The following is a 16,675-nucleotide window of genomic DNA, read 5'->3' as shown; positions in this document are numbered from 1 at the left end:
GGAACCCACCAGTAGAATCGGTCCCCATGTCCAGTTCCTCATCCTCCGCGGATAACGCGCGCTTCGCACGCCTCGCGGAGATGCCGATGCGCTCCGTCGGCGTCACCCCCGGCTTGGGGTTCGCATCACTCTGGACGACGCTGCGCGACATCTTCGCTCGCCGCGAGATGCTCGACCTCCTCGTCAAGCGCGACATCAAGGCTCGCTACAAGGATTCCGCGCTCGGATTCGTGTGGGCGCTCATCCGCCCCCTCATCCTGCTGGGCATCTACTTCGTCGTGCTGGGCCAGTTCCTGGGCGCGGCGCGCGGCATCCCGGACTTCGCCATCTTCATCTTCACCGGCCTGACGGCGATGAGCCTGTTCCAGGAGATCGCCGTGGGCGGCACCGGGTCGATCATCGCCAACGGCGGTGTCGTGAAGAAGGTGTACATGCCGCGCGAGATCTTCCCGCTCGCGGCGACCGGATCGGCCCTGTTCAACTTCCTCATCCAGCTCGGCGTGCTGCTGGTCGCGACGGTGATCGCGGGCAAGCCGCCGCTGCACTGGCAGATCGTCTACGCGGTCCCCTCGCTGCTGCTCATCCTCGTCTACGGTCTGGCCTTCTCGCTCTTCTTCTCGGCGGTGAACGTGTACCTCCGCGACGTGCAGTACCTGGTCGAGGTCGTCACCATGCTCCTCATGTGGCTCTCGCCGGTGCTGTACGCCTGGCACCTCGCGAGCCAGATCATCACCAGCCCGACGCTGCTGGAGATCTACACGAACAACCCGCTGACTCTCGCCGTGCTCGGATTCCAACGAGCGTTCTGGCTCGGGGGCGACGGTCTGGAGCAGCCCGCCCACCTCGTGCTGCGCATGGCCGTCGCACTGCTCATCGGTCTCGTTCTGCTCGTGCTCAGCCACCGTGTCTTCGTGCGCCTTCAAGGCAATTTCGCCCAGGAACTGTGATCGATATGTCGTTTGACGTGACCCCCGCCCTGGCGCGCCCCGAGGTCGTCGTGCTCACCGACGTGTCGAAGCGGTTTGTCGTGCGCAAGGACACCTCCATCAAGGAGCGCCTCGTCACGCTCGGCCGCGCCGGCCGTCGCCACCGCCAGGACTTCTGGGCGCTCAGCGACGTGAGCCTCGACATCCGCGCGGGCAACACCATCGGTCTGATCGGGCACAACGGCTCGGGCAAGAGCACGCTGCTGAAGGTCATCGGCGGGATCATCCAGCCGACCTCCGGCGACGTGAAGCAGCGCGGGCGCGTGGCGGCTCTGATCGAGCTGGGCGCGGGGTTCCACCCCGACCTCACCGGTCGCGAGAACGTCTACCTGAACGCCTCGGTGCTCGGGCTCAGCCGGGAAGAGACCCGGGCGAGCTTCGACGACATCCTCGACTTCTCGGGCGTCGGCGACTTCATCGACACCCAGGTCAAGTTCTACTCGTCGGGGATGTTCGTGCGTCTCGCGTTCGCGATCGCCGTGCACACCGACCCCGACATCCTGCTCGTCGACGAGGTGCTCGCCGTGGGCGACGAGCAGTTCCAGCGCAAATGCCTCGACAAGATCAAGGAGTTCCAGCGCCAGGGACGCACGATCATCATCGTGTCGCACGCTCTCGACCAGATCGAGGAGCTGTGCGATCGGGTGATCCTCATGGACAAGGGCCGCGTCGCGTTCGACGGCCTCGCCGAAGCCGCCGTGGAGCGCTTCCGCGAGCTGCTCGAAGAAGGATCCGGCAAGGTGTCCGCGCGCCCCGAGCAGGTACTGCGTGCGGCGGAGATCGTCGCGGTCGACGTGCGCGCGGCCGACGGCACCCGGTCCAATGACTTCCAGACGGGCGAGTCCTTCCGCGTCGGTGTGACCGTGCGCGGCCTGCGCACGCTCGACGAGTGGGCGCTCGGCTTCAGCATCGACACCTCGTCGGGTCTGCTGGCCCTGGCGTCGAACACCAGCATGCTGGGCACCTCGCTGCCGGCCCTCCACGAGGGCGAGACGACGACCGTCGAGATCGACGTCGACAGCGCCCGCTTCAACCCGGGCAGCTACTGGGTCAACGCGAACCTGCACGGCATCAGCGAGTCGACCTCGCACGCCCTCATGCAGGGCGCGGAGTTCACGGTGCACGGCCGGTCGGACTCGCTGGGGTCGGTCCCCGCCGAGGTGCGCTTCCGCTGAGCCCCCGCCGACCCGCGTCCGCCGGTCAGCGTCGCGGCTGCGCCTCCGAGGCGCGCACGGCGGCGTCGAGCAGGGTGCGCGCCCGGGCGTCGAACGAGTGCTCGGCGCGCACCCGCGCGCCGGCCGCGGCCAGCGCGTCGGCGTCGGGGAAGACGGCATCCAGGTTTCCCGAGAGCATGCGGATGAGCTCGGGCACCTCGTCGTAGGTGGCGACGGCGCCGCCGAACAGCTCGTCGATCCCCTCGACCCGGTCGCTGATGGCCCGGCCGCCCGCGGCGACCACGTCGAAGAGGCGGTTGCCGATGAACCCCCGCTGCTGCATGGCGGGCCAGTGGTCGTTCAGCACCACACCGGCGCTCTCGTACAGGCCCGGCAGGTCGTCGTTCGACACACCGGTCGCGCGGATGTGCGAGGCCGGGATCCAGCCGCGCCAATCGGGACCGATGACGGTGACGGGTATGCCGGCGCGGATGGGCTCGACGATCGAGGGGCGAAGGATGCCGCGCGCCGTGCCCACGAAGAGGATGTCGTCGCCGCGCTCGCGCCCCTCGGGGCGGAAACGCGTCGCATCGGTGCACTGCAGCAGGGGCGTGATGGCGACGCCGAGCTCGGTGCCGGTGGCGGCGGCCCAGGGGGCGGAGGCCGCGAAGACCCGGTCGAAGCCCGCGACGTCCGTCGCGGTGATCTCGTCGGGGTGGCTGATGACCCACAGCAGGGAGACGCCGAAGGGGGAGGCCTCGAGGGGTTCGGGACCCCGCAGGGCGACCGTGACGTCGTCGAGGTGCCGCGTGGAGCGCGTGCGAGCGGCGTAGGAGTCGATCACGACCTCCTGCCCCAGCCGGCGGAGTGCCCCGGCCAGGGCGCGGGCGAAGTGCGTGTCGCCCCATCCCTCGGCCCGGACGCCGACCGGCGTCGCGGTCCGCAGCGCCCAGCGCAGCACGGGGACCTCGGTGCCGTCGGCGAGCTCGATCGTGCGCCCGGGGCGCCGCACCCGGGGGAGCGGACCGGAGAGCGTGCGTTCCCACCCCGCGCGGCGGAGGAGGTCGTCGGCACCGGCGAGGGGCCGCGGCGCCTCGGCAGACACCGCGTCGCGGCCGGCGGATGCGGGAGTGCGGGAGCCGGCATCCGGGGCCTGCGCGGTGGGGTCGGCGACGCGCGAGCGCGTACGCGTCTCGAGGTCGAGGGCGACGAGCGCGCGGGTGCCGAGGCGTCCCGCGGCATCCGGGCCCCGCAGCGCGGTGTCGATGTCGGCGCGACGGACGGCGACCGTGAGGCCCGCCAGGGCCGGGACCTCGAGCATCGTGGCGGGGATGAGGGCGGTGAGATCCTCGACGGGGTGCCCGGCGAGGAACCGCCCCTCGGAGGTCGCTCCGACCGCGGCGATCGTGCCGTCGCCGTCGCGCCAGACCGGGGCGACCGCGGTTCCCGACGGCTCCGCGGCGACGCGCGCCGCCAGGACGACCGCATCGGCGGCGGTCAGCGTCTCGTTCGGGCCGCGCAGCACCAGCACCTCGGCCGTCGAGGTCTGCACGAGCTCGTCGAGGGCGCGCGCGGCGTCGTCGTGCCGTCGCCGACCGATGCGGACGCGCGGGTGCGACGCGGCCATGATCGACGCGAGCGTCCAGTCCTCGGGGCGGTCGTCGAGCACGGCGATCGCCACTCCCTGACCGTCGACGTCGGCGAAGCGCACGGCCTCGGCGATCGACTCGTCGAAGTCCCACTCCTCGGGGCCGAGGGCGAGCAGCAGCTCTCGGGAGAGGGGAGTGCGACCCGCCGTCGCGGCGACCTCTCCGCCGACACGGGCGCGCGACGCCGCCGCGGTGATCGCGCGCGACAGCTCGGACCACGTCGCGACCGCGGGTTCCGCCGCGGGGCCGTAGGGCAGCGAGTGGGCCTCGCGTCGGCGCCACGCGTGTCCGACCGGTCCTCCCGGGGCGTCCCACGCGTCGGGATGACGGGTGCCGTACGCGACGGCATCCCACAGGGGGCTCACCTGCAGACCTCGCGGATCGGCGACGAGATAGGCGTACAGCGCGGGAACGCGCCACGCCTCGGGGAGGTGGTCGCCGACGGCGGTGTCGACGAACAGCGGCGACAGACGCAGGCCGTCGCGGTACCCGCCGTTCACGTAGCGGCGCACGGCGGCGGCCTCGGAGAGCGGCGAACCCGTCTGCGCGCGGACGTAGTCGAGGTCGACGATGCCCGCCCGCCGGATGACGCGCGCCCACCAGACGCGGTCGAGGCGCGCGACCAGGGGGCGCAGGGGGGCGAGGTCGCGCGCGGCGCGCACGCGCGAGCGGAGAGCGGACAGCATGCGTCCGATTTTACGGAGCGACCGGCGGTGCGGCCGACGGGGTCAGGCGCGCTCGGCCCAGTAGCCGTCGCCGCGCATGCGCAGCGAGGTGCGCAGATCGATCGTGGCGTCGACGGCGTCGAGCGGCAGGGGGAGTCGGGGCGCCTGCGCACCGCGACGCCATCCCTCGATACGGCCGCGCAGCGACACCAGGTCGCGCCGCAGCACGAGGCGCGCGACCGACACCACCGCTTCGACGACGACGGCACGCAGGCCCCACCGCGAACGCAGCACGCCGTACTTGCGCAGCAGGTAGCCGCGGGCGAACCCCGACAACCGGCGCTGGCGCTCCGACTCGGTGCCCGCGCTCGCCCCGCCGAGGTGCGTGCCCACCGGCTCGGTGATCGCGACGCAGCCCCAGCGCGCCGCGCGCAGGCGGAAGGCCAGGTCGAGCTCTTCGCCGTACATGAAGATGTTCGTGTCGAACGTGCCCACCTCGTCGAGCGCGGCGCGGCGGTAGACCGCGACCGCGCCGTACGGACCGAGCACGGGCGGAACGCTGGCGTGCACCGCCGAGAGGGGCGCACCGTGGAAGCGCACGAAGCCGGCGCCGGTGACGTCGGCGACGATGCCGTACGAGTCGACGGAGCCGTCGGGGGCGAGCAGCAGGGTCGCGGCGCTGCCGATGCGGGATGCCGGGTCGTCGGGCAGCGCGGCGATCGCCGCAGCGACCGCACCGGGCTCGAGCACGACGTCGCTGTTGACGAGCATGACCAGGCGCGCGTCTCCCGCCGCCATGCCCACGTTGCACGTGCGGGCGAAGCCGAGGTTGACCTCGTTGCGCAGCAGCGTGACCTCGGGGAAGGCCTTCTCGATGCGGTCGGCGGTGTCGTCGGGCGAGCGGTCGTCGACGACGATGACGCGTGCCGCGACGCTCTGGTCCAGCGCCGCGCGCACGCACGTGCGCACGAAGTCCCAGCCCCCGTACACGGGGATCACGATGTCGATCTCGGGATCGGCACTCATGCGCGACCGGCCTTTCGTTCGGACACCGGCACCCGGAGGGCAGCACGGGCGGGATGAGCCCCCAGTGTACGGCCGCACCCGTCGTCGACCCGGGTCGGTACGATGGGACCGCCTCCCCGCGCACCCGCCCATGACCCCCACCGACCCCGCCGCCGCCCCGACCGAGGGGTACATCGTGCTGGCGGCGTACCGGCCCCCGGCGGAGTTGTTCGCCCGACAGCTGCGCTCGCTCCAGGCGCAGACGCTCGGCGCGTTCCGCTGCCTCGTGGTCGCCGACGGCGGCTCCGACGCGGTGCGCGCGCAGCTGGTCGACGCCGTCGGCGACGACGACAGGTTCGAGGTCATCGGGTTCGAGGAGCGCGTCGGTTTCTACCGCAACTTCGAACGCGGACTGGCCGCCGTGCCCGCCGACGCCGCGTGGGTCGCCCTGAGCGACCAGGACGACGTCTGGATGCCGGACAAGCTCGCCACCCTCGTGCCGGCGCTGCAGGACGCGGCGCTCGTCAGCGGGCAGGCGCGGGTGGTGACGTATCCGGAGGGCGTGGTGGTCACGGCATCCACGGCGCGGCGCGAGGTGGACGCGGCCTCGCTGGTGCTGGAGAACCAGTTCTCGGGCGCTTTGTGCGTTCTGCGCCGCTCGCTGCTCGACGTGGCCCTGCCCTTCCCCGCCCTCCCCGGGCCCGCGCAGGTACACGATCACTGGCTGGCCGTGTGCGCCGCCGCGACCGACGGCGCCAGCGTGGTCGACCGGGTCGTGCAGGACTACGTGCAGCACACCGCAAACGTGCTCGGCGAGGCCGATGCCGCGCGCCTCGGCTGGCGCGAGACGCTGAGACGACGCCGCGCGGCGCTCGCCGCCGAGGGCGGAGGCCCGCGCGCCCTCGCCCGCTCGCTCTACGTCGTCAACGCCGGCTGGGCCGACGCGATGACCGACGCTCTGCGCGCTCGGGTCGACACCCCCGTCGCGCGCGCGCTCGCCGCTGCTTTCGGCCGCCGCCGGCGGGCCGGGGCGACGGTGCGCGCCGTTCTCGGGGCCGTCCGTCGCTCGGAGGCGACCCCGCGCACCGCCGTCGTTCATCTGCTCGGGGCGGCGCTCTGGAGCGTCACGGGCGGTCGGCGCGGGAACGCCGCGCGCTGAGCCGCCGCGGTCGGTGCGTCTGCCCGGGCCGTGCCCTCAGCCGCGGGAGAGGAGCCTGCGCTGCGCCTGGATCTCGCGGGTCGCGGCGATGCCGACGACCGTGAGCACCACGACCTCCGACACGGCCAGACCCCAGACGATCGCTGTCGCGCCGAGGGTCGCGCCGAGCACGAACATGGCCGGAAGGCCGACGCTCGCCGAAGCGACGATCGCCAGCAGCACGACGCGGTTGCGGCCCGCGGGCACCAGGACGTTGCGGATGAGCGGCGTCGTCAGCGAGATGATCAGGTACGTCACGCCGTAGGCGGGGAACATGGATGCCGGAGGGGCCACCGCCTCGCCGAGGAACGCCGCCGTGAGCCAGGGTCCGAGCAGCACGAGCACCAGCAGGCCGATCACGCCGACCACGAGGTGCAGCGCGAGCGCGACGAGGTGGCGGCGGGTGCGGCCGGCCTCCCACGAGGCTTCGAGCACCCACTTCTGCAGGGTGTTGCCCACGATGAGGATGGCCGTGAGGCCGACCCGGTACAGCTTGTCGGCCGAGGTGAGCTCGGCCGCGGCCTGCGTGCCCACGACCCCCTGCGCGATCGGCACCGGCGCGGTGGTGTAGCTGCCGCCGAGGCCGTCGGCGCTGGCGAGGGGCAGGTTCTCGCGGAAGCTGCGTCCGATGCCGCCGACGTGGAACGGGGGGACCACGCGGCCGTACATGTGCACGTGCAGCGCGGCGAGACCGACGAGCACGCCCGCGATCATCATGAGCGGATACGCCACCAGCTGACCGGTGAGCTGCATGATCGCGGCGCTCGCGGCCGTGAACACGGCCATGGGGATCGCCTCGAACCACAGCACCATCCGCGCCCGGCCGGTGCCGACGGCGTACCACGACATCGTCAGGCCGGTGAGCCCCGTCGCGAGCACCACGAGAGCGGCCACCCCGCCGAACGCCCCGCCGACGAGGGCCGCGGCGATCGCGGCCGTCACGCCGCCGACGACGGCGAAGACGGCCAGACGCGACCAGAAGCTGTGCGCGTAGACGTCGCGACGCGCCTCGTCGTGCTCGGCCATCGCGATCCGGGCGCCGCCGGCGACGTTCCAGCCGTAGCTCGAGATCATCGCCAACAGGCTGCCGAGCGCCTGACCCGTTCCGATCGCCGCCCATCCCTCGGCGCCCTGGATGCGCGCCGCGATCGGCAGCACGAGCAGCGGTACGACCGCGACGATCATCGGGGCGGTGCCGAAGCCGATCAGGCGCGCGAGCAGGACCTTCACCGTCGTCGCTCCCCGCGCGTGCGATCCAGCACCTCGGCGGTGGCGTCGGCCGCGTCGTCCCATGTGAAGCGCGACGCCCAGCGCTGTGCGTCGGCCCGCGTGGCGGCATCCGGCGGGGCCGCCAGCGCGGAGGTGATCGCGGCGCCGAAGGCGGCGGCATCCGTCGCATCGGCGTACCGGGCGGCGTCGCCGCCGACCTCGCGCAGCACGGGCACGTCGTGGGCGAGCACGGCGACGCCGCGCCGCAGCGCATCGACCACCGGCAGCCCGAAGCCCTCGACCAGCGAGGGGCAGGCGTACAGGTCGGCGACCTGGAACAGCGCCTCGAGCTGATCGTCGCTCACCCACCCGGGCAGCGCCACGTCGCGCTCGAGGCCGAGTCGCCGCACGTCTTCGGCGAGCGGGTCGGGCAGGCGGCTGCCCGCGACGACCACGACGGGGCGCACGGCCGGGTCGATGGTGGCGCAGGCGGCGAGCAGGCCGGGGAAGTTCTTGTGGGGCATGCGGTTGCCGACGCTCAGCACGATCGGCCGGTCATCGGGCAGGCCGAGCGGAGCCAGGATGCCGGCGGGATCGGCGACCGGTCGCGGTGCGGTGCTGCCGTTGTGCACGACGTCGATGCGCGTGGCGTCGACGTCGAGGTGCGCCGAGATGCTCGCCGCCGCCGCGTGCGAGACCGTGAGGACGCGGTCGGCGGTGCGGGCCGATCGGCGCATGAGCGTGGAGGTCACCGCGCGCTGGGTCCGCTGGGCCAGGCCGCCCGGCACTTCGTCGTAGATGGCGTCGTGCACGGTCACCACGCGCGGGACACCGCGGAACACCGGCCCGAAGTTCGCCGGCGCCCACACGAGGTCGGCGCGGCCGCGACGGGCGACGGGGCCGGTGACGGCGACGGCGCCCAGCGCCCACGTCGCGGGGTCGGCGCCCACCCACGGCACCGTCTGCACGTGCCCCGGGAAGAACGACGACACGCGCTCGGCGCCGACGCGGCCCGTCAGGGCGGCGAAGCGCACGTGCGGCAGGCGCTCCGCCAGGCGCGGCAGAAGCTCGCGCACATACGTCTCGGTGCCTCCGCGCGACCCGGTGAAGCCGAGCAGATCGACGAGGATGCGTCGGTCGGCCATCAGCTCTCGATGACGGCTTCGGGGCGCTGCTCGCGCCGGGGCGTGGTGAGCACGCCCGAGAAGAAGCTCATCATCACCGTCTGGAAGCCCAGGACGATCGTCAGCGCGCTGGGCACGGCGATGCGCACCGCCTGGGCGGCGTTCTGGGTGCCGAAGTCGAGGCTGCCCCACAGCGAGACCTGCACGATGGCGATCACGATGCCGAGCAGGAACAGGCCGACGCCGATGAGGAGCCCGCGCTCGGCGGACCACCTCGCCACGATCCGCCGATACCGCTCACTGGTGGGGAGGAAGCCCTCTTGCGTGGCGTAGAGCTTGGTCAGCCAGAAGAACAGCAGCGATTGGAACCCCGTCACGCACAGCGCGCTCGCGTAGACCATGGTCGTCACGTCGAACCCGACCCCGGCGATCTCGATGCCGCCGAACGACAGGACGCCGACGGTGATGGCACCCAGGAAGAACGCCACCAGGCCCGGGTAGACGAAGAGCCAGCGCGGGGCGAACAGCAGCAGGAACCGCAAGTGGCGCCAGCCGTCGTGCCAGCTGCGCAGGTGGGGAGGACGCGAACGCCCGTCCTTCTTCAGCGTGGTGGGTACCTCTTCGATGCGGTACCGCGCGAGCGACGCGCGCACGACCATCTCGGAGGCGAACTCCATCCCCGTGGTCTGCAGGTCGAGCTCGCGGATGCGCGCGCGGTTGAAGCCGCGCAGGCCGCAGTGGAAGTCGCGGATGCCCGGTCGGAAGAACAGCTGCCCGATGAACGACAGGACCGGGTTGCCGAGGTACTTGTGCAGCGGCGGCATGGCGCCCGGGGCGATGCCGCCGAGGAACCGGTTGCCCATCACGAGGTCGGCTCCGGCGCGCAGGCGCTCGACGAACGGCTCGAGGTTCTCGAAGTCGTAGCTGTCGTCGGCGTCGGCCATGATGACGTACTGCCCGCGCGCGGTCTCGATACCGTTGATGAGGGCCGCACCGTAGCCGCGCCGCGGCGCGTGCGAGACGCGGGCGCCCAGGCGCTCGGCGAGGGCCTGCGAGCCGTCGGTGCTGCCGTTGTCGGAGATCAGCACCTCGCCCCGGATGCCGCTGCGGGCGAGGAAGCCCTGCGCCTTGCGGATGCAGACCTCCAGCGTCTCGGCCTCGTTGAGGCACGGCATGAGGATCGTCAGCTCGACGTCCGTCGAGTCGGGAGTGGTCACGGGGTGTCTTCTTTCGTCTTCACCGCGGCGGGGGTCGGCAGCGGCAGTGCCGAGAGGATCCCTTCCACGGTGCGGCGGATGGTGCGGGTGCCCACGGCGGTGTCGTACCAGGCGCGCGAGGTGCGGCGCAGGTCGTCACCCCCGTCGGCGACGGCCCGGATCGCCCGGGCGAGGTCGTCGGGTCGGATGGAGGGGGCGACGATGCCGTTGACGCCGTCGTCGATGAGTTCGGTGGCGGCGTTTCCCTCGTCGGCCACGAGCACGACGGGCGTGCCGTGGGCGTTGGCCTCGACGACGACGAGCCCGTACCCCTCGCGACGCGACGGGTTCGCGAGGCACAGAGCGCCGTGCAGGAGCGTGTCGAGCTCGGCATCCGAGACGAAGCCGGGGAAGTCGGTCCACTCGTCGCCCCCGACGCGGTGCACCTCGGCGCGGACGGCGTCGGAGCTGGGTCCGGTGCCCAGCACGACCAGGCGCAGGTCGGGGATTCCCGCGCGGGCGGCGGCGACGGCGGCGGGCAGGGCCTCGACGCGCTTGTCGGGGATGTGACGACCGACGTACAGCACGTAGGGCGGCGTGGTCGCGGGGGAGGGGGCCGCCACGTCGACGGCGCCGTCGATGAGGCCCGGGCTCACCACGGGCGGGCGGCGGAGCCCTTCGCGCCGGAGGCGCGTGGCGCTGAGCTGCGAGTGACAGGTCGCGAGGGGCGTGATCGCGATCGCCGCGCGCTGCAGCACCCACGCGATCGTGCCGGTGACGGCGCCGGAGTACTCGACCCACTGGCGGCGGTGCCACACCTCGAGGTAGTCGACCACCAGGCGCGTGCCGGAGCCGAGCAGCGCCAGGCGCGCGGCGAAGACGTTGAAGATCGGCAGTCCGCTCACGATGACGGCGGCGTAGCGCCGGCGCCGACGCACGAGGGCGCGGAAGAGTGCGGCGGCGTAGCGCAGGGCCGCCGGGATGCGGCGCACGCCGTCGGCGGAGTACAGCGACAGGCGGCCGGTGACGGGACGGATGCGGAAGCGCTCCTCGACGGGGGTCGCGCCCTCCCACTGCACGGCGGTGAGGTAGTCGACCTCGAGGCCCCGCCGCCCCAGCTCGTCGGCGAAGGCGCGGTACTGCCGCTCGCCCCCGCCCGTGGAGTACGGGAAGAGGCAGTCGTAGGCGACGGCGACCGTCGAGGAGCGGGGCACCTCAGCAGCCCTCGATGCGGAACAGGCGTGCGGCGGGCCCCTGCTGGTCGACGAGCACGAGGTGCTCCGACGGGGTGAGGCCGTACAGTCCCTGGCGGTCGAGTCCGACGCCGGGGTTGTTCCACACGTTCTGCGCACCGAAGTCGAGGACGTAGTCGACGCCGAGGCGATCGACCGCCTCGCACACCCGGGGGTCGCTGTCGATGTCGCGCAGGGCGTTGTTGATGAGCTCCTCGTCGGGCCCGAACGCGCCGAAGACGTGCTTGCGCAGCACCTCGCGCTCGCCGATCGCGTAGGCGAGCGACGTGCCGGTCCAGGGGCTGCCCGCGATGACGGCGTCGGCGGGGGTGGTCTCGGGCAGGCGCTCGAGCAGGGCCTCTTCATCGGCCGTGAGCAGGGGCGAACCCGCGTCGAGCGCGTAGGCGCCGCGGGCGTCCTGCACCGCGCGGACGATGTTGGGGCTCACCCCGACCGAGAAGACGACGACGGCAGCGACCGCGGCGATGGCCACGCGCAGGCCGCGTGCCGCGCGGGCGCGCTGGAGCGATCGCGCCGCGAGGTCGACCAGCGTGATCGCGCCGAGCACCGCGACGGGGATCCCCGCGGCGGGGAGCAGTGCGGCCAAGCGGAAGGAGTCGTTGTACCAGGGGTTGGTGAGCAGCTCGCGCACCGGATTGCCCGCGGCGGTGCCCGACACCAGCACGAACAGCACGGTGGCGACCACCAGGGGGCCGGCGATCACCAGGCGGCGCGGGCGCCGGACGATCGCGACCACGCCGACGAGCAGCAGGAGCGAGATCGTCACGGTGACGGTGTAGCCGTGGGGGGACAAGAGCAGTGCCTCGCCGAGGGCCTGCGCGGTGGTCTGCCACGGCAGCCATCGCGACATCTCGGCGTTGGTGCGCATGACCCGCCACAGCACCGCGAGCACGAGCAGCAGTCCGAGCAGCATCGCCGCCGTCGCCATCCACCGGCGGCGGGTGGGGAACGAGATCGCCGTGGTCAGCAGCTCGACGACGACGATCGCCGCGCCGAGGGCGACCATGCCGAGGAACGCGTTCGGATGCGACAACCCGACCCCCGCCGAGGCGACGAGCAGCAGCACGGTGGCGCGGGCGCGGGCGGGCAGGCCGCGGCTGCGCAGCAGGTGCACCACGACGGCGACGCCGCCGGGCAGCACCGCGTAGCCCATGGCGTTGGGGTAGAGCACGCCGAAGAACATCAGCAGGATCGGGAAGGCGCCGAATCCGGTCGACAGCGCCGCGGAGCTCACCACGACCGCGGTGCGCTCCGACAGCAGGGCCGTGCTGAGCGCGACGACCGACAGCGGCCAGGCCACGGCCGACAGCGCGATGTTGGCCGCGTTGACGGCGAGGGGGACCGAGACTCCCGTGACGTTGGCCGCGAGGGCGGCGACGGTGTGCCAGCCGTTCGGGTAGAACCCGATGTCGGATGTCGCGCCGATGTGGAAGGCCGAGGCGTTGTCGGTGTCGATGGCGAAGGCGACGGTGTTGAGGTGGACGATCGCGTCGAAGGTCTGCGAGATGTGCGCCGGCCCGCCGAAGACGACGGCGAGCTGCAGCGCGATCACGACGGCCGCGATGCCGAGCGCCACCACGCCCCACACCGCGGTGGACGGAGGGGTGCGGTCGTCGCGTTCGGGGCCGACCCAGCGGCCCAGGCCGAAGGCGGCGGCGGCGGCGACGACCGTGAGGATCACCACCGGCAGCGGCGACCACCCCAGACCCACGAAGGGCGCCACGGTGGCGGAGACTGCCAGGATCGCGATCGACACGACCGGGGCCAGAGCCAGGATGCGCAGGCGACGCACGCCCCACCCGGCCGCGAGGACGACGATTCCGGGGACGGTGAGAGCGAGGATCGAGACGATGACGGGCATCACGATCACCGACCAGGAATCGCTCATGCACTCCCATTTCTCGCTGGATGACAGTCAGTCATGCTAACGGACGGTCCCTGACCCGCCCCTGAAGGCGTCGGCGAGGCCGCCGTTTAGACTGGACGGGTCGCGGCACCGTCTCCGCGCATCCGTCGACACGAAAGACGCTTCTCCGCATGGATCTTCTCATCGTCGGCTCGGGTTTCTACGGCCTGACCATCGCCGAGCGCGCGGCCGCCGCAGGTCGCAAGGTGACGGTCATCGACCGCCGCCACCACATCGGCGGCAACGCCTACTCCGAGAACGAGCCCGAGACGGGCATCGAGGTGCACCGCTACGGTGCCCACCTCTTCCACACGTCGAACCCGACGGTGTGGGAGTACGTCAACCGCTTCACGCGGTTCACCGACTACGTGCACCGCGTGTACACGACCCACAAGGGCGTCGTGTTCCCGCTGCCGATCAACCTCGGCACGATCAACCAGTTCTTCCAGGCCGCGTACACGCCCGATCAGGCGCGGGCGCTCGTGCACGAGCTCGCCGGTGAGTTCGAGGCCAAGGACGCCACGAACCTCGAGGAGCGCGGGATCGCGCTGATCGGCCGCCCCCTGTACGAGGCGTTCATCCGCGACTACACCGCGAAGCAGTGGCAGACCGACCCCAAAGACCTGCCGGCCGAGGTCATCTCGCGCCTCCCGGTGCGCTACACCTACGACAACCGCTACTTCAACGACACGTGGGAGGGTCTGCCGGTCGACGGCTACACCGCGTGGTTGGAGCGCATGGCCGATCACCCGAACATCGACGTGAAGCTGTCGACCGACTACTTCGACGAGTCGCAGCCGCTGAACAAGAAGGCCACCGTCGGCCAGGTGCCCGTGGTCTACACCGGCCCGGTCGACCGGTACTTCGACTACGCCGAGGGCGAGCTGTCGTGGCGCACGCTCGACTTCGAGCAGGAGGTGCTGCCGATCGGCGACTTCCAGGGCACCAGCGTCATGAACTACGCCGACGCCGACACCCCGTACACGCGCATCCACGAGTTCAAGCACTTCCACCCCGAGCGCGCCGACACCTACCCGACCGACAAGACCGTCATCGTGCGGGAGTACTCCCGCTTCGCCACGCGCGCCGACGAGCCGTACTACCCGGTCAACACGGCCGACGACCGCACCGGACTCCTCGCGTACCGCGAGCTGACCAAGGGCGAGCGCGACGTGCACTTCGGCGGACGACTGGGCACCTACCAGTACCTCGACATGCACATGGCGATCGGCTCGGCGCTGACGATGTGGAACAACCAGCTCGCGTGACGTCGCCGTGCCTCTGACCCTCGGGTCGCGCACCCGCCCGGCACGCGCCGGACGGGCGGACGAGGGGCGCTGGGCGTATCGGCCCGACATCGACGGGCTGCGGGCCGTGGCCATCCTGCTGGTCGTCTCGTACCACGTGTGGTTCGGACGGGTCTCGGGCGGCGTCGACGTCTTCCTCATGCTCTCGGCGTTCTTTCTCACCCGCGGTTTCGTCCGGCGGATGGCCGGGGATCACCCCGTGCGCCCGATCCGCCACCTGCTGGGAACCTTCCGCCGGCTCCTGCCGGCCGCCGCGGTGACCCTCGTCGGCGTGGTCGCGCTGGTGTGGACGCTGTACCCGCCCACCGCGTGGCGCATGGTGTGGGAGCAGACGTGGGCCTCGCTCGCCTACGTGCAGAACCGGGTGCTCGCGGCGGATGCCGTGGACTACTACGCCCGCACCGAGGTCCCGAGCCCGCTGCAGCACTTCTGGTCGCTGTCGGTGCAGGGGCAGGCGTTCCTGCTGTGGGTCGCACTGTTGGCGCTGTGCCAGGTGCTCGTCCGCCGCCGGGGGCTGTCGCCCGACCGCGTCGTCGGGGTGGTCTTCGGCGCGGTGTTCCTCGTCTCGTTCGTCTACTCGGTCATCCGCACCGCGGCCGCGCAGGAGGCGGCCTACTTCGACACCGGCGCTCGGCTCTGGGAGTTCGCGGCGGGCTCCCTGCTCGTGCTCGTGCTGCCGCACGTGCGCCTGGGCCGGGTGGCGCGCGCCGTCGTGGGGTGGACGGGGCTGGCGGGCCTGCTCGTGCTCGGCATGGTGCTCGATGTCCGCGGCGGTTTCCCGGGCTTCCTCGCGCTCTGGCCGGTGCTCTGCGCCGCCGCGATCGTGATCTCGGGCTCGGACACCGACGGGGAACGCGACCTCGGGCCCGGGCGGCTGCTGGCATCCCGACCGCTGCGGGCGGTGGGACGCGACGCGTATGCCCTCTACCTCGTGCACTGGCCGATCCTGGTGACCTTCCTCGTCGTGAACGACCGCGTCGATGTCGGGCTGGTCGGTGGTGCGGGCATCATCGTGCTGTCGCTGCTGCTGGCGCGCGCGCTCACCTGGGCCGTCGACCGCCCGGTCCGGGCGTGGCGGCGTTCCGATCCCTCGGCGCTCGTTCCGATCGCCGTGCTGGCGGTGGCCACCACCGTGGTCGCGGTGCCGGTGGCGAGCTGGCAGATCGCATCGTGGAGCGAGCAGCGCGTGATCGCGGTGCGCGCGGAGGTCGCCAACCCCGGCGCGGCCGTGCTCCGTGACCCGACCCTGCCCCGGACGCCCGCCGACGCGATGCTGCTGCCGCTTCCCACCCTGCTCGACGACGAGTGGACCCAGCTCGAGCAGGTGTGCTCGTCGTACCGGCTCGTCACCGAGCAGATCCTCGAGGGGACGTGCTTCGAGACCGCGGGCACCTCCCGCGCGTCGCGGACCGTCGCCGTCATCGGCGACTCGCACGCCCAGCAGATCACGGCCGCGCTGCTGCCGGTCGCCGACGCGCAGCACTGGGGAGTGGTGTCGCTGGTGAAGGGCGGATGTTCGATGGGCCTCGACGAGCCGGGGCTCGATCCGACCTGCGACGACTGGCGCGAGGCCGCCATCGCGCACGTCGAGCGGATCGCGCCCGACGCCGTGATGACGGTGGTCACGCGCTCCGACGCCGGCGACGACGACGAGATGGTGCGGGCCGGCATCGAGGGGTTCCTCGACCGCATGGGCGATGCCGGGATCGAGGTTCTCGGCATCCGTGACAACCCGCGGTTCGCCTTCGACATGTTCGGCTGCGTGAACGAGTCCGCCGACCCGCTCGAGTGCGCGGTTCCCCGCTCGGCGTCCCTCGCCGACCGCAACCCGGCCGACGACCTCGATCGACCGGGGCTGAGCCTGGTCGATCTCACCCCGTGGATCTGCCCCGACGACCTCTGCGTCGGCGTCATCGGCAACGTCGCGGTGTACCGCGACGACAACCACCTGACCCGCATGTACGCCCGATCGCTCGGCCCGTCGCTGGCCGAGCAGCTCCCGGCCAGGCTCGGATGAACGCCC

12 protein-coding genes are annotated in these 16,675 nt (G+C 72.3%); 5 read left to right on the top strand and 7 right to left on the bottom strand.

Annotated features, from left to right (window positions below; genetic code table 11):
- Positions 1 to 26 precede the first annotated feature (26 nt).
- Together IFU40_RS10755 and IFU40_RS10750 are read left to right on the top strand one after the other, a co-directional pair.
- Complete coding sequence (locus IFU40_RS10755; RefSeq protein WP_191926307.1) at positions 27 to 947, top strand: ABC transporter permease; 921 nt, start codon at positions 27 to 29, stop codon at positions 945 to 947.
- A gap of 5 nt (positions 948 to 952) precedes the next feature.
- Positions 953 to 2,161 carry an ABC transporter ATP-binding protein gene (locus IFU40_RS10750; RefSeq protein WP_070409845.1) on the top strand — a complete coding sequence of 403 codons (1,209 nt, stop codon included), beginning with the start codon at positions 953 to 955 and terminating at the stop codon, positions 2,159 to 2,161.
- A 25-nt stretch (positions 2,162 to 2,186) separates the two neighbouring features.
- On the opposite strand, the gene IFU40_RS10745 is transcribed toward IFU40_RS10750, so the two are convergent.
- Both IFU40_RS10745 and IFU40_RS10740 read right to left on the bottom strand, forming a co-directional pair.
- Positions 2,187 to 4,475, bottom strand: a complete 2,289-nt coding sequence (locus IFU40_RS10745) for a glycosyltransferase (protein ID WP_191926306.1) — start codon at positions 4,473 to 4,475, stop codon at positions 2,187 to 2,189.
- A 42-nt stretch (positions 4,476 to 4,517) separates the two neighbouring features.
- A complete protein-coding gene (locus tag IFU40_RS10740) occupies positions 4,518 to 5,480 on the bottom strand; it encodes a glycosyltransferase family 2 protein (RefSeq protein WP_191926305.1) in 963 nt (320 codons plus the stop codon).
- Between the two features lie 130 nt (positions 5,481 to 5,610).
- Between IFU40_RS10740 and IFU40_RS10735 the strand changes: the two genes are divergently transcribed.
- Positions 5,611 to 6,618: a glycosyltransferase gene (locus IFU40_RS10735; protein ID WP_191926304.1), complete on the top strand. Its 1,008-nt coding sequence runs from the start codon at positions 5,611 to 5,613 to the stop codon at positions 6,616 to 6,618.
- 36 nt (positions 6,619 to 6,654) lie between these two features.
- Here the strand turns inward: IFU40_RS10735 and IFU40_RS10730 are convergent, their stop codons facing one another.
- The 5 genes from IFU40_RS10730 to IFU40_RS10710 are packed head-to-tail and all read right to left on the bottom strand — an operon-like array spanning position 6,655 to position 13,327.
- Positions 6,655 to 7,887, bottom strand: a complete 1,233-nt coding sequence (locus IFU40_RS10730) for a lipopolysaccharide biosynthesis protein (RefSeq protein ID WP_191926303.1) — start codon at positions 7,885 to 7,887, stop codon at positions 6,655 to 6,657.
- Positions 7,884 to 9,011, bottom strand: a complete 1,128-nt coding sequence (locus tag IFU40_RS10725) for a glycosyltransferase family 4 protein (protein WP_191926302.1) — start codon at positions 9,009 to 9,011, stop codon at positions 7,884 to 7,886. The genes IFU40_RS10730 and IFU40_RS10725 overlap by 4 nt, the downstream gene beginning before the upstream one ends.
- Positions 9,011 to 10,207 carry a glycosyltransferase family 2 protein gene (locus tag IFU40_RS10720; protein ID WP_082516491.1) on the bottom strand — a complete coding sequence of 399 codons (1,197 nt, stop codon included), beginning with the start codon at positions 10,205 to 10,207 and terminating at the stop codon, positions 9,011 to 9,013. Before IFU40_RS10720 ends, IFU40_RS10725 begins: the two co-directional genes overlap by 1 nt.
- Positions 10,204 to 11,400: a glycosyltransferase family 4 protein gene (locus IFU40_RS17200; RefSeq protein WP_070408375.1), complete on the bottom strand. Its 1,197-nt coding sequence runs from the start codon at positions 11,398 to 11,400 to the stop codon at positions 10,204 to 10,206. The genes IFU40_RS10720 and IFU40_RS17200 overlap by 4 nt, the downstream gene beginning before the upstream one ends.
- Before the next feature lies 1 nt (position 11,401).
- The gene (locus tag IFU40_RS10710; RefSeq protein ID WP_191926301.1) at positions 11,402 to 13,327 is read right to left on the bottom strand and encodes a DUF6541 family protein; all 1,926 of its coding nucleotides are present in this window, start codon (positions 13,325 to 13,327) and stop codon (positions 11,402 to 11,404) included.
- Positions 13,328 to 13,476: 149 nt separating this feature from the next.
- Between IFU40_RS10710 and glf the strand changes: the two genes are divergently transcribed.
- Together glf and IFU40_RS10700 are read left to right on the top strand one after the other, a co-directional pair.
- Positions 13,477 to 14,613, top strand: a complete 1,137-nt coding sequence (gene glf / locus IFU40_RS10705) for a UDP-galactopyranose mutase (RefSeq protein ID WP_055834508.1) — start codon at positions 13,477 to 13,479, stop codon at positions 14,611 to 14,613.
- A 7-nt stretch (positions 14,614 to 14,620) separates the two neighbouring features.
- On the top strand, positions 14,621 to 16,669 hold the full coding sequence (locus tag IFU40_RS10700; RefSeq protein ID WP_191926300.1) for an SGNH hydrolase domain-containing protein: 2,049 nt from the start codon (positions 14,621 to 14,623) through the stop codon (positions 16,667 to 16,669).
- Positions 16,670 to 16,675 lie beyond the last annotated feature (6 nt).

It is taken from the genome of Microbacterium sp. CFBP 13617 (genome assembly GCF_014839445.1).
Taxonomy (GTDB): Bacteria; Actinomycetota; Actinomycetes; order Actinomycetales; family Microbacteriaceae; genus Microbacterium.
The sequence above is the reverse complement of the archived record's forward strand: the minus strand, read 5'-3'. Positions and strand labels throughout refer to the sequence as shown.